This window comes from Cedecea davisae (genome assembly GCF_044095835.1).
Classification (GTDB): domain Bacteria; phylum Pseudomonadota; class Gammaproteobacteria; order Enterobacterales; family Enterobacteriaceae; genus Cedecea; species Cedecea davisae.
Genome location: NZ_CP172054.1, coordinates 3,379,197 through 3,392,517, shown reverse-complemented (window position 1 = coordinate 3,392,517; position 13,321 = coordinate 3,379,197). Strand labels below are relative to the sequence as shown.

The window sequence follows — 13,321 nt, the reverse complement described above, 5'->3', positions numbered from 1 at the left end:
GGAGAGTCTGAATGGACTACCGCAAAATCATTAAAGAAATTGGCCGTGGGAAAAACCACGCCAGGGATCTCGATTTTGATACGGCTCGCGGGCTGTACAGCCATATGCTGAAGGGGGAAATCCCGGAACTTGAGCTGGGCGGGGTGCTGATTGCCCTGCGCATAAAGGGTGAGGGCGAAGCGGAAATGCTCGGCTTTTATGAAGCGATGAAGCAGCACCTGATCGCCCTGACGCCGCCGCCCGGTAAACCGATGCCGATTGTTATTCCTTCTTATAATGGCGCCCGCAAGCAGGCCAACCTTACGCCGCTGCTGGCGCTGCTGCTCAGCAAACTGGGTTATCCGGTGGTGGTGCACGGCGTAAGCGATGATCCAACCCGCGTGCTGACGGAAACTATTTTTACCCTGCTGGGCATCGAGCCGACCCGCCATGCCGGGCAGGCGCAGGCGAAACTGGAGTCGCATCATCCGGTTTATATTCCTGTCGGCGCACTTTGCCCGCCAATGGAAGAACAACTTGGAATGCGCTGGAGAATGGGCGTGCGAAACAGCGCCCACACGCTGGCGAAACTGGCGACGCCGTTTGCAGAAGACGCCGCCCTGAGGCTTGCCAGCGTTTCCCACCCCGAATATGTGTCCAAAGTAGCGAAGTTCTTTGCCGATATTGGTGGCCGTGGGCTGCTGATGCACGGCACGGAAGGCGAGGTGTATGCCAACCCTCAGCGCTGCCCGCAGATAACGCTAATTGACGGCGAAGGCGCCCGGGTGATTAGCGAGCGCCAGACCGACCTTGAGTACGAAGATGTTGTGCTCCCGGCCGGTAAAGATCCTGATGTTACCGCCCGCTGGATTGAACGCTGCGTGGCGGGCGTGGAGCCGGTACCCCGGTCGCTGAAGATTCAGCTGGCCTGCTGCCTGGTCGCCACCGGTGAGGTTGCAACGCTTGAGGCGGGTTTAGCTCGGGTAGCTGAAGTTTTCTGAATGACAGGCAAAAAAAAAGCCCGCGACAGGCATCGCGGGCAAACAAGGGTAACATCAGGGTTAAACAAGGGTAGTGCTATCAAGGCCGATGAGGGTATCAGCCTTAATGAGGGTAATGCTCAGGCGCAGTGATTATTTGTAGATAACTGCGGTGCCGCTCATGCGGCCATCGGTGTTAGCAGAAGTGATGGCGTAAGCAGATGCGCCAGCAGCGTCGGCTTTAGCGGCCAGTTTTGCTTCCAGGCTGTCCAGAGTGGATGCGCCAGTTACCGAAACTACGCCAACTTTATTCAGGTTTTGTGCCTGAGTTTCATTCACTGATTGCGCAGCGAAAGCACCGAAAGAAAGAGTAGAAAGAGCGATTGCAGCTACAGCATATTTGATGGTTTTCATGGCTAAATTCTCGCAGGTTGTTCTGTTAAGGTGACGTTGTTCCGTCGATGTGATTATGGTCACACTTTTAGGCGGAAGAATAAATCGAAGAGAATTGACGGCCTTAATCAAAAAAATTGAATTAGTTATAACTTATTGAAATGAATAATGATTGCCGGGTAAATAGTTTCACTGCGTGACGTTAACCCTGGAAACCCTTAGTTTGCGCACTTTTTGCTACTCTTTTTGCCGCTGCTGGTCTTACCTGATGTGCAATCGCTTGCGCAGCATTTTTAGCGTTGTTTTGGCTTTTAGCGCTGTATGCTGCGGGGGGAGCTTTTATAATGATGTTCTTACTTTTCAACCCGATCGGATGAGGTTCGATGGAGATAAAGCTGCACTCCAACGCCACAACTACGCCGCGTACCCGCAAGTACATTCAGGAGTCCGATAAAACGGACGGCGAGCTGGCGGAGGAACTGAACATATCTGTGGATACCGTTCGCCGCTGGCGCATGCGCGATGACTGCTACGATAAATCCCATCGTCCGAATACTATTCACCGGGCGCTGAGCCACGAGCAGGAAGCCATACTGGTGTTTCTGCGCCTGCGGCTGGCGCTTTCGCTGGATGAACTGCTTGAGGCCGCTCGTTTGCTGGTGCAGCAGGGGATCTCCAGGGCCAGCGTCAGCCGTGCGTTGCAAAATTGGCAGCAATCGAGAATTACCCGTCCCGATCTGAACAGCGCCTGCGGCCATTTATGGCTCGACGTTTTCCCCCTCCCGGAAGTGATTAGCCATAAGCAGGGCGAGCTTCTGGTCTTTAGCGACCGGGTTTCTGGCTATATGGCGGTGGCGCTGCGCGAACGCGGCTGCGTAGGAATACCCGACCCGCTGGTCGGCTTCTTGCGTCAGGGGCTGCTGTTGCCGGTGCTTTCTATTACCGCCCGACCTTCAACTTTTGCTCAGCAGCTGGCGGAGGCACTTTCGGTGCCGCTGCATCCTGCCCCCGAGGAAAGCTGGCAGCATCAGGCTAAGCAGGGGAACTATCGGCAGGAGCTCGAGGCGCTATTAAACGGTGAGCGTTTTGACAAACGTCTTGGGCTGGGCGCGGTGCTGCTGGAGTTCGAAGATTTGCTGAACCAGAGAATTATCCGCAGCCGCCTGAAAAACCTTACCCCGGCGGCGTGGCTCCGGCTAAATCAGCCGTCGGCTGGTAAATAAAAAAAAGCGCCCGGATGGCGCTTTTTTGGGTTATCTGGCCTCGCAAAGCGAAAGCAAATAGTGGGTTAACAGGTGCGCGGGGCGGCCGCTCGCCTGGGTAAACTTGCCCCGTGAAAGCGCGGTTCCGCTGACGTCAAGGTGCGCCCAGGGGCGATGATGGCAGAATTTACTCAGGAACTGGGCGGCGGAAACCGCAATCGCCGCGTTGTTCGGCGGGGTATTGGTCAGGTCGGCAATGGTGCTTTTTACCTGGCCGTCGAAGCTTTCGTCCAGCGGCAGCGGCCAGACGCGATCCTGCGTCAGGTTGCCCGCGTGCTGTAAGCGCTGGCTCAGGAATTCATTGTTGCTCATCATGCCGGAGATATCATAACCCAGGGCTTTCACTACCTCGCCGGTCAGGGTTGCTACATCAATTATTTCTGCGGGTTCGAAACGTTCGGCGGCGTAGCTAAGTGCGTCTGCCAGCACCAGCCGTCCTTCGGCATCGGTATTCATGATTTCGACGCTAACGCCAGCGTGCGCCTTAACCACGTCACCGGGGAGCATGGCCGTACTGCCCGGCATGTTTTCGGCCAGCGCCATCACCGCGACAATATTGAGCGGCAGGTTTAACGCTTTTACCGTTTCCATCATGCCAAACACCACCGCCGCGCCGCACATGTCATATTTCATGGTGCGCATCCCTTCGCCTTCTTTCAGCCACAGGCCGCCCGTGTCGAAGGTAATGCCTTTCCCGACCAGGGCGTAAACCGGGCTATGCTCCCCGGCACCTTGCCAGCGCAGCGTCACCAGGCGGGGAGGGTTTACGCTACCTTTCCCCGTGGCGTGCAGGCAGCCGAGGCCGCCGTCAAAAATAGCCTGCTCGTCGAGGACTTCGCAGCAAGTTTGCGGGTGTTGAGTTGCCCACTCTTCGGCGCGGCGAGCAACGTCCTGCGGGCGGCAGTCCTGGGCGGGTAAATCCGCCAGTTGGCGCGAGAGCAGCATCCCCCGGGCAATGGCTTCTGCCTGGGCCGCCAGACGCCGGGCCAGAGCGTTGTTCGGCTCGGCAACCAGCCACAGTTCGCCTTTACTTTGCGGCTGTTCGCGACGGTAGCCAAGTTGGGGCAGCTGATAAAAACGGTTCATGATGGCGACCAGCAGGCTGCGCAGGCGCACGAAAGTAGTTTCATCCGCCAAGTTAAAACCAGCGAGATCCAGCGCCACCGGCTGCTGTACGGGGGAGGGGAGTAATGTTTCAATGGCGTTCAGCAGGCGGCGAAGAACTGCGGGCTGCGTAATGTCAGATTCGGGCAGCAGCGACAGGCGCTGGCAAACTCCCAGCAGGCCAAAAGAGGTGGTTTGTGCTTCATCGTGATGCGCCATCTCTATTAATAGCGGCTGAAGCGCATTCGGCCAGCGGCTGCCGGAAGTGTTCCACAGCAGTAGATGAGCCTCTTTGAAACTGGCGTCGGGTGAAATTAACTGGCATTTCATTGGATGACCTCGGCGGTGATGCGTTGTTGATAGGCGTCCAGCCATGCATGGTCTGCGGGGCGAATAAGCGTTTTATTGCCTTCGCGAGCGGTGAGGAAGACCTGAGCCGGTTGGTCAGGGGTGGCGACCGAGAAAGAGAAGTTATCGATAGTTGTGGCGGCACCGTATTCGCCGCGATTGTTCATGCAGACGACGGACAGGTCGCCCGCGCGGCCATAGCGCGCAATCAGTTTCGCCTCAAGATCGTAAACCGCCGACTCGGCTGCCTGCTGCGGCGACATGCCGCGCGCCATGCGGCTGACGATTTCATAGCTGATGCAGCCTTTCATCAGGTCTTCACCGAGGCCGGTGGCGGTAGCGGCACCAATTTCGCTGTCGGCATAGAACCCCGAGCCGGAAACCGGCGAGTCGCCAACTCTGCCGGGGCGCTTCATAAACAGGCCGCTGGTGGAGGTGGCTACCGACATTCTCTGCTGAGTGTCCAGGGCAATCACGCCGACGGTATCGTGCCCGGTGTAAGGGCTGAGGCCGCGATCCAGGGTTTCACGCTTGCGTTTGAGGTAGTGGTTATGGGCGCGGCTGGTCAGCATTGTTTTGCTTTCAAAGCCCCGGCTTCGCGCCCACTCTTCGGCACCTTCGCCGACCATAAAGCTATTAAATCGCTCCTCGCTGAGCGCTCTTGCCAGCAGAATAGGGTTGGCGATGTTTTTTACTCCGGCAACCGCGCCCAGCGCAAGGCTGGTACCGTCCATAAAGGCGGCATCCAGTTCCACCTCTCCGCGTTCGTTAGGCAGCCCGCCGAAGCCGACCGATTTGTAGAAGGGATAATCTTCCACGCATTTTACCGCGTGAACGACCGCATCGCTGGCCGAACCGCCCTGTTGTAGCTGCCCGGCGGCCTCGCCGATACCTTCCCACGCCATACGCCAGGTGGCGATCGTTCCCCATTTTGCTGATAACGTCATGTTTAACTACTCCGTGGCGGGTTTACTTTCAGTCGTGGCAACGGGCGCTTCGCTGGCCCGATACTGCCGGTCGACGACTTTGAGGAAGGGCAGATAGATGATTGCCCCGATGCACAGGTTAATAAGCTGGATAACCGCGCCGCTGAGATGGCCGGTAACGATAAACCCGCTCAGCACCGGCGGCAGCGTCCACGGGATATAAACCCCGGTGGTGGTGGCGACCATGCCGACCGACATCGCGATGTACTGCACCGTAACCAGCACCAGCGGCACCAGATTAAACGGGATAAGCATTATTGGGTTCATGATAACGGGCAGGCCAAACAGCACCGGCTCGTTAATATTGAAGAGGGAGGAGCCTGCGGCGAGGCGCGAAACGTTTTTGATGTGCTGGCTGCGGGCGAACAGCAGCATAGCAATCACCAGAGACAAAGTTGCGCCCGCGCCGCCCATCCAGATCATGTCGTAGAACTGCTCGGTAACCACGTGCGGCGGCGGCATTCCGGCCTGGGTGGCGGCGAGGTTGTCCATCTGGTTTTCCATCCAGAATGGCCGAAGAATACCGTTTACCATCGAGCCGGAGTTAATACCCACCGACCACAGGCTGGTAATGCTGAAGCAGGTAAACAGCGCGCCGATATAAGAGGTGCCAAAGTGGCGAATCGGCGTGGCGAGCACTTCATAAACGAATTGGTGAATGGTGTGGTAGTCGGTTTTAGCGAACAGCACCCGCACCGCCAGGGCGATGACCAGAATCAGTAATGAAGGGATAAGAGCGGCGAAAGAGCGTTGCACGGCAGGCGGCACGCCGTCGGGCATTTTTATCACCCAGTTCTGGCGCAGCATCCAGGCAAACAGTTCGGTGCTGGCAAGCGCGCCCAGCATAGCGACGAACAGCCCTTTTGAGCCCAACCACTCCATGGGAATAATATTGCCGACATCAGGATGTTTGGCGAACGGCGTGAGGATCAGAAAACAGGAGAGCGATAAAATGCCGGAAGACATTCTGTCTATGTCGTAGCGCTCCGCCAGCCGGTAGGCCACCAGGAAGCTGATAAACAGCGCCATGGTTGAGAAGATCGCATTGAAAGGAATTTCGACGGTGGCGGACCACCCCTCGCCAAAAATGGAGGCCATAAACTGCTGGTATACGGTGCTCGGGAACGAAGAGATCACCAGCAGAATTGAGCCAACGATAATAAACGGCATGAACGAGATATAGGCATCGCGAATGGCGCCTAAATGACGCTGCTGCGCCATCTTAGCGGCCAGGGGCATCAGCCGGGCTTCTATTGCGGCCATCAGGTTTTTCATTTTACCGCTCCGTAAGTAATCACAAGAGACAATTCTTGCGTGTGATTACCTTAGTGATTGTTCAGAGCGAATAAAGTGAGTTAATTCACAGATGAGTCATATAAGTATCATATGATTGCTTAATTTGTTTTGTGGGGGTTTTTAGCGCAGAAAGAATAAAAAAGCCCCGCATAACGGGGCGTGGTGACGGTACGCGGGGCTATTTGTAGATGGTGGCTGTGCCGTAGAGGCGATTATCGCCGCCGGCCGAGTTGATGACATAGCCGGTCGCACCCTGTTCTTTGGCTTTTTCGGCCAGCTTGGCTTGCAGACCGTCAAGCGTGCCGGCTTTGGCGGTTACCGTACCGACCGGACGCATCTGGCCAAGGTTTGCGTCACTCATTTCCTGGGCTGCCATTGAGGCAAAAGGCAGTGCAGCAAGAGAGATAACCGCAGAGAAATACAGCAGTTTTTTCATCTTTACATCCTCTTGAGCGTTAGGAGCGGAACACCTTTATCTTGTCTGACAGTTAAAGTCTAGTTCCCCTGCGGGCAGGTAATGACGGAAAAAATTGATGGACTTGTGCTTGTTTTTTGAACGATAAAACTTGACCAAAAGCTGACAAAAAAGCCACAAATAAGTGGCTGATTTATCGTGTTTTTAGCGGGCGTCCGGGCGGATCAGATCGAAACGCAGCGATTCGTCTATGGTGTAATAGGCCGAGGGGCCACCTGCCCGCAGTATCGGTTTTGCCAAAGCGGTCTGGTAAACGCCGTCGATAAGCAACTCTTCATCTATATGCACGGCAACCACTTCGCCCAATACCAGCCAGCTGTTCAGCTCGTCGCCATCGGCGGCGGTCAGGCGAATGCATTGAGAGAGGCGGCATTCGAAGTTAACCGGGCTTTCGGCCACCAGGCAGGCTTTGACCTTTTTCCCGGCAACCGGCGTTAAGCCTGCCCGCTGGAACTCATCCTCGCCTCTGGGCAGCGTGGCGGAGGTTTCATTCATCTGTTCGGCAAGGGGGCGGGTCGCCAGGTTCCAGACGAATTCTTTGGTGTCGAGAATGTTTTGCACGCTATCTTTCCAGCCGCTGCTGGCGAAACCAATTATCGGTGGGCGATAATTGAAGCAGTTAAAGAAGCTGTAGGGCGCAAGATTGCGCTGCCCCTGCGGATTGTAAGAGGCTATCCAGCCGATAGGGCGAGGCCCGATGATGGCGTTCAGCGGATCGTGCCCTAAGCCGTGGCCCTCTGAAGGCTCGTAGTAGTAACGTTTTTTACTCATAGCGCACCTGAATTCGTGTTGGAAGAGCCAAATCGCCGGGGATGTATTTACCCGGCGCGGAGAGCAGAGTATCTTACGCGCCCACACAAGGAGAAGCCCCGATGAAAACCCCAGCCGCAACTAAACCCGGTTTACACCCGCGTAACCGCCACCGCAATCGGTATGACTTTGCCGCTTTAACCGAAAGCAGTCCGGCGCTGGCGGCGTTTTTGCGTCAGGGGCCGCACGGCGACACCACGGTAGATTTTGCCGACCCGCTGGCGGTTAAGGCGCTAAACCAGGCGCTGTTGGCCCACTTCTACCAAATTAAGCAGTGGGATATTCCCGAAAGTTTTCTCTGCCCGCCGGTTCCGGGGCGCGCGGATTATATACATCATTTAGCGGATTTACTGGCTGAGAGCAACGGCGGCGTGGTGCCGACTCAGGCTACGGTGCTGGATGTTGGCGTGGGTGCCAACTGCATCTATCCGCTGATTGGGCAGCACGAATACGGCTGGCGCTTTACCGGCTCGGAGCTTGATGAGGACGCGCTGCGTGGCGCAATGCAAATTCTTGAGGCGAACCCTGGCCTTAACCGCATGATCCGTCTGCGCCGCCAGAAAAATGCCGACAATATTTTAGACGGCATCATCCACAAGAACGAAACCTACGATGCGACGCTTTGTAATCCGCCTTTCCACGATTCGGCACAGGCAGCCCGCAGCGGCAGCGAACGCAAACGCCGTAATCTGGGCCAGGATGCAGGAGCTGCGCTCAACTTCGGCGGCCGCGAGCAGGAGCTGTGGTGCGAAGGCGGTGAAGTCGCGTTCGTCAGCAAAATGATCAAAGAGAGCAAGGCTTTTGGCCGCCAGGTGCTGTGGTTCACTTCTCTGGTTTCTAAAGGCGAGAACCTGCCCGCGCTGTACCGCGTGATGCAGGAAACCGGGGTGGTGAAAGTGGTGAAAAAAGAGATGGCGCAGGGCCAGAAGCAGAGCCGCTTCATCGCCTGGAGCTTTATGGATGACGCCCAGCGCGCCCGCTGGGCGAAAAATCGCGGTAAATAATTAAACCGTAGGGTTAGCGGGCGGCAGCGTTTCCATCGCCGTTGCCGCCTGAGCCGTATCGGTGCCCGGCTGGATAACCTGCACGCTTTGCACCGGCGGTCTTATCCCGGCCGCATCGAAGTGTTTTTTTACCATCCCGTCCAGGGCGTAGCGCACCGTCCACTGCTTTAACGGCAGCGTGGTGAAGGTGACCCGGACGGTAAAGGCCTGGTTGGTGAGCCCCACAATTCCTGAGAAAATGGGTTCCCCGATGACCAGCATGCGAGTCTCTTCTTTGCCCATTAGCTCTTCCACGGCCTCTCCCAGGATGCGGTTAACCTTATCCACATCTTCCCGCCTGTCGACGTCATAATTGGCGACAAATGAGCCTATCCCCCGCACGAAGTTCGCAAAGGTGGTTATCGAAGACCACGGAATAATGTGGTAAGCCCCGGTGTCCTGGCGTACGCCAACCGAGCGGATGGACATTTTTTCAACCGTGCCGGTAATCGCGCCGATGGTGACGTAATCCCCGTTGTTCATGCCGTTCTCGAACTGGATAAACACCCCGGTGATAATATCTTTCACCAGCGTCTGGGAGCCGAAGCTGATAGCCAGACCCAGCGCCCCGGCCCCGGCCAGCAGTGGCGCAATGTTTACGCCGACTTCCGAAAGCAGGATCATGATTGTGATGGTGCTGATAATAACCGCAAGCGCGTTACGAAATAGCGTCAGCAATGTTCGGGTACGCGCGCTCGGCAGGGGGCGACCATGAATATCTGAGGTGAGCCGGTTCTCAATCAGGCTTGCCAGCAGCGTCCAGCCGACCGCCGAAAAGAACAGGATCAGCAGAATGCGGATCAGGATATCGACGGCTTTCTCTCCGGCACCATGAGCCAGCCATTGCCAGACGTCGAACAGGCCCCAGGCATCCAGCAGCAGCATCACGGCGACGCATACGGTAAGAATGCGCGCCAGCTTCAGCGTGGCGGAGATCCAGCCGTTCAGGCGCTTTTGCAGCTCAGGATAGCTGCGCTGTACTTCCGGGGAGAGCGTGATGGTTTTGGCTATCCAGCGCGAGAGCATGCCGGAAATAAATGCCGCCACGCCGATAATCGTCAGGCTGTGTAGCGTGGCGCCCATCATAAATTTCAGGCTGTTGCCGGGATCGAACAGCGACAGGAAAAATAGCGCCACAAAATAGGCCGAAGCAAGCCAGTGCCAGATCAGCGCAAAGGCGCGAATAAACAGGCTGAAAAAGGCCATCGACCGGTCGGCAAGGTGAATCAGGCTCTGCTGGATAGGGCGCTTATTGTGAAAAATCAGATACTGCGCCCAGAGGGTTATCAGCAACATCACGATGATATTTATGGTGGCGCTGGCCTGCGGGTTGACCTGGCTTGCGGTAATTGGCACGGCCACCATCAAACCATAGCCGATAAAAGTGCTCAACCAGGCAAGCCGCACGCTCCAGTAGCGGGCGGTCTGGTCGCTGATGGGAAAGGGGCGCAGGGCCGGAAAGCGCGGGCTGAAAATGAGCCGCAGTACGGCCCTGAAGAACTCTATTAGCCCAAAGGCATTAAGAAACAGCCCCTGCTGGCGGGCAATAGTCGGATTGCCAGCGTTCATTTTGTCGCTGAGCATTTGGCCAACGAACAGAGTGAGCGCCAGCAGAACGATATCTACCGCAAAGGCCGCGAGGATGGCTAACGGCAGGTGAAGCCAGCTGGCACGATCCCGATTTTTTTTTCGCCCCCAGTCGCCCATTTTTGCCCACAGCGGCGTAACGCAGGCGCGTAGCAGAAAATAGAACACAAAGACGGCACAGGCCAGCAGCGCAAAATGGCTCAGCGCATTGAAGAAAGTCTGCTGGTTAAAGGCTTTCCTCGGTGCGCTGGTGATGCTCTGATGCAGCTGTTCGAAGCGTTCCACCAGTTCACCGCCGTAGCGGCGGCTGACGTCGGTGACGTTCTCAAGAACCGTTTTATCGCTGGCAAGCTTATCGGGCGGGGTAATGGCGGGAACGGTTCGGGAGGCATCGTCGGCGGCAACTTTGCGCAACTGATCGATCAATTCCGTGCGCGATTGTGGGTTCTCCAGCACGTCGGCAAGCGCTGCGTAAGCTTTTTTCTTCTGTTCAACGGTGGGTTCTGCAGGGGCAGAGTGACTGGTTTGAGTGGTCGCCGCAGCAACCGCTCCTGGCAGGGTAACAGCGTGGCCTGGCAGTGTTATCAGGCTAATAAGCAGTAGCAAGATCCCTCGCACGACGCTCCTCCGGGCTGAAAATTTCGGGCAAAGGAGTAAGTATAGTGGGCTGGGCGAGAGTGAATAAAAAAGCGGGATTTTTCCGGGGGAGTGCAGGGCGGCAGGCCGGAGCCGCCGCCCTGAAAGGTGATTATGCGACGTGCTGCAAGAACTCGCGCAGGCGCGGGCTTGGCGGGTTGTCGATAAGCTCCTGAGGGTTACCGTCTTCCGCCACGCGACCTTTATCGATAAAGATCAGGCGGGAGGCCACTTTGGCGGCAAAGCCGACTTCGTGGGTTACGATAACCATGGTCATGCCTTCTTCTGCCAGATCCTGCATAACCTTCAATACTTCGTGGCGAAGTTCCGGGTCGAGAGCAGAGGTTGGCTCATCAAACAGCATCATCTTCGGCTTAACCGCCAGCGCACGGGCGATTGCCACGCGCTGCTGCTGGCCGCCGGAAAGCTCGGACGGATAGTGATGAGCACGCTCGGCCAGGCCCACTTTAGCTAACAGTTCTTTTGCCAGCTTTTCGGCTGCGTCTTTCTTCATGCCACGCACGCGAATCGGGCCAAAAGCGACGTTTTCCAGCGCCGTCAGGTGCGGGAACAGGTAGAACTGCTGGAACACCATACCGGCTTCCTGGCGGATCAGCCGGTCATCAACTTTTGGATCGTTAACTTTCAGGCCGTCAACAATCAGGTCACCGCTGGTAATCTCTTCCAGCTTGTTGATGCAGCGCAGCAGGGTGGATTTGCCGGAGCCGCTTGGCCCGATAATAACCACCACTTCACCCTGTTTGATGTTCAGGTCGATATTGTGCAGCACCTGGGTTTGGCCGAAGTGCTTGGATACGTTTTTAAATTCAATCACAGGATTTTCATCCTTCTTTCAAGGCGACGCAGCACGAAGCTCAGCACCAGAGTAATAATCAGATAGAAGACCGCAACGGCGCTCCAAATCTCCAGCGCGCGGAAGTTACCGGCGATAATTTCCTGACCCTGACGAGTCAGCTCTGCTACACCGATAACGATGAACAGCGAGGTGTCCTTAATGCTGATGATCCACTGGTTACCCAGCGGCGGCAGCATACGGCGCAGCGCCAGCGGCATAATAACGTGGCGAATGGTTTCACGTTTAGACAGGCCGAGCGCCAGGCCAGCTTCCTGGAAACCTTTATGAATAGAGAGCACCGCGCCGCGGGTAATTTCCGCGATATAGGCTCCGGAGTTGATCATGATGGTGACGACCGCCGCGCTGAACGGATCGATGCGCAGATCGTTAAAGGCCATCGGCAGGGCGAAGTAAATAAACATGACCTGCACAACGATTGGCGTGCCGCGAATCACTTCGATGAAAACCAGCGCTACGTGGTTAGCAATCCAACCGCCGTAGGTACGGGCAAAGCCCGCCACTAAACCAATTACTAAACCGCCGCAAAGCCCCAGGATTGAAATCCATAGGGTCATCTTAGCGCCTTCAAACAAGATGGGAATTGCAGGCCAAATGGCGCTCCAGTCAAACTGCATGATGTGTTCCTGTTGTCTACCGTGGTTTCTCCCCCTGGCCTGAGGGACAGGGGAATTTAATAATAAGAGGGGCGAAAGGCGCCCCTCAGGTATTACGTTAAAGCTTTAGAATTATTATTTTGGCTCGGTGCCGAACCATTTTTTGTAGATTTCGTTGTACTGGCCGTTCTCTTTCAGGGTTTTCAGCGCGCCGTTGATTTTGGTACGCAGTTCGTCGCTGCCTTTCGGCAGAGCGATACCGTATTGCTGCGCTTCCAGAGACTCGCCTACCGCTTTGAACTGACCGTTACCGGCGGTTTTGATGAAGTAAAGAATGTTTGGTGTGTCGTGCAGTACCGCGTCGGCGCGGTTAGTGCCCAGTTCCATGTAGGCGTTATCGATGTTCGGGAACTGACGCAGATCTTTAGTTTTGATGTTCGCTTTCGCGTAATCAACGGAACCTGTACCGCCTTTCACCGCGACGATTTTACCGTCCAGGTCTTTCACGCTTTTAATGTCGTTGTTGTTAGCTTTAACCATGACCAGCAGGCCGCTTTTGTAGTAGCCGTCGGAGAAATCGATTGCTTTCTCACGCTCAGGGGTGATGGTGATACCGGCCAGCGCGACGTCAACGTTTTTGGTTTGCAGCGCAGGGATGATGCCGCTGAAGTCCATTGGCTTCAGGGTGTAGTCCAGCTTCAGCTCTTTAGCGATGGCCTGCCACAGATCCACATCGAAGCCGACATATTTGTCGCCTTGCTTGAATTCAAAAGGAACGAATGCGGTATCGGTCGCAACGACCAGTTTTTTGTCAGCGGCATGGGAAGATACTGCAAAAGCGAGGGTGAGTGCAGCCAGTGAAACTTTCAAAATCGACTTCATAGCATTTCCTTTGTTAATCCACGGGGCGATCCCCTGCGTAAGCGGCGACTCATGAAAGAATCGTGCCAGA

At 56.0% G+C, this 13,321-nt stretch carries 13 protein-coding genes; 3 read left to right on the top strand and 10 right to left on the bottom strand.

Going from position 1 to position 13,321, the window contains the following annotated elements; translation table 11 throughout:
- Nucleotides 1-11 precede the first annotated feature (11 nt).
- Nucleotides 12-980: a DNA-binding protein YbiB gene (gene ybiB / locus ACG1VR_RS16180; protein ID WP_395489311.1), complete on the top strand. Its 969-nt coding sequence runs from the start codon at nt 12-14 to the stop codon at nt 978-980.
- Between the two features lie 132 nt (nt 981-1,112).
- Here the strand turns inward: ybiB and ybiJ are convergent, their stop codons facing one another.
- Nucleotides 1,113-1,373 carry a DUF1471 family protein YbiJ gene (ybiJ, locus tag ACG1VR_RS16175; protein WP_016535530.1) on the bottom strand — a complete coding sequence of 87 codons (261 nt, stop codon included), beginning with the start codon at nt 1,371-1,373 and terminating at the stop codon, nt 1,113-1,115.
- 362 nt (nt 1,374-1,735) lie between these two features.
- Between ybiJ and ACG1VR_RS16170 the strand changes: the two genes are divergently transcribed.
- Entirely contained in the window at nt 1,736-2,575 is an 840-nt protein-coding gene (locus ACG1VR_RS16170) for a helix-turn-helix domain-containing protein (RefSeq protein WP_395489310.1), read from the top strand.
- Between the two features lie 30 nt (nt 2,576-2,605).
- Here the strand turns inward: ACG1VR_RS16170 and ACG1VR_RS16165 are convergent, their stop codons facing one another.
- The 5 genes from ACG1VR_RS16165 to ACG1VR_RS16145 form a co-directional block, all read right to left on the bottom strand.
- Nucleotides 2,606-4,048, bottom strand: coding sequence for a leucyl aminopeptidase family protein (locus tag ACG1VR_RS16165; RefSeq protein ID WP_395489309.1), 1,443 nt, complete (start codon nt 4,046-4,048; stop codon nt 2,606-2,608).
- Nucleotides 4,045-5,013, bottom strand: a complete 969-nt coding sequence (locus ACG1VR_RS16160) for a N(4)-(beta-N-acetylglucosaminyl)-L-asparaginase (protein ID WP_395489308.1) — start codon at nt 5,011-5,013, stop codon at nt 4,045-4,047. The genes ACG1VR_RS16165 and ACG1VR_RS16160 overlap by 4 nt, the downstream gene beginning before the upstream one ends.
- A gap of 6 nt (nt 5,014-5,019) precedes the next feature.
- On the bottom strand, nt 5,020-6,327 hold the full coding sequence (gene celB, locus ACG1VR_RS16155; RefSeq protein ID WP_016535534.1) for a PTS cellobiose transporter subunit IIC: 1,308 nt from the start codon (nt 6,325-6,327) through the stop codon (nt 5,020-5,022).
- A 199-nt stretch (nt 6,328-6,526) separates the two neighbouring features.
- Nucleotides 6,527-6,784: a YdgH/BhsA/McbA-like domain containing protein gene (locus tag ACG1VR_RS16150; protein WP_016535535.1), complete on the bottom strand. Its 258-nt coding sequence runs from the start codon at nt 6,782-6,784 to the stop codon at nt 6,527-6,529.
- 183 nt (nt 6,785-6,967) lie between these two features.
- Nucleotides 6,968-7,594, bottom strand: a complete 627-nt coding sequence (locus ACG1VR_RS16145) for a flavin reductase family protein (protein ID WP_016535536.1) — start codon at nt 7,592-7,594, stop codon at nt 6,968-6,970.
- 101 nt (nt 7,595-7,695) lie between these two features.
- On the opposite strand from ACG1VR_RS16145, the gene rlmF reads away from it, so the two are divergent.
- Nucleotides 7,696-8,637 carry a 23S rRNA (adenine(1618)-N(6))-methyltransferase RlmF gene (gene rlmF / locus ACG1VR_RS16140; RefSeq protein WP_395489307.1) on the top strand — a complete coding sequence of 314 codons (942 nt, stop codon included), beginning with the start codon at nt 7,696-7,698 and terminating at the stop codon, nt 8,635-8,637.
- Here the strand turns inward: rlmF and ybiO are convergent, their stop codons facing one another.
- From ybiO to glnH, 4 genes are all read right to left on the bottom strand, one after another.
- Nucleotides 8,638-10,881: a mechanosensitive channel protein gene (gene ybiO, locus ACG1VR_RS16135; RefSeq protein ID WP_395489306.1), complete on the bottom strand. Its 2,244-nt coding sequence runs from the start codon at nt 10,879-10,881 to the stop codon at nt 8,638-8,640.
- A gap of 130 nt (nt 10,882-11,011) precedes the next feature.
- Nucleotides 11,012-11,734 carry a glutamine ABC transporter ATP-binding protein GlnQ gene (gene glnQ, locus ACG1VR_RS16130; RefSeq protein ID WP_008461025.1) on the bottom strand — a complete coding sequence of 241 codons (723 nt, stop codon included), beginning with the start codon at nt 11,732-11,734 and terminating at the stop codon, nt 11,012-11,014.
- A complete protein-coding gene (gene glnP, locus ACG1VR_RS16125; RefSeq protein ID WP_016535539.1) occupies nt 11,731-12,390 on the bottom strand; it encodes a glutamine ABC transporter permease GlnP in 660 nt (219 codons plus the stop codon). Before glnP ends, glnQ begins: the two co-directional genes overlap by 4 nt.
- Nucleotides 12,391-12,504: 114 nt before the next feature.
- Nucleotides 12,505-13,251 carry a glutamine ABC transporter substrate-binding protein GlnH gene (glnH, locus tag ACG1VR_RS16120; protein ID WP_016535540.1) on the bottom strand — a complete coding sequence of 249 codons (747 nt, stop codon included), beginning with the start codon at nt 13,249-13,251 and terminating at the stop codon, nt 12,505-12,507.
- Nucleotides 13,252-13,321: the final 70 nt, after the last annotated feature.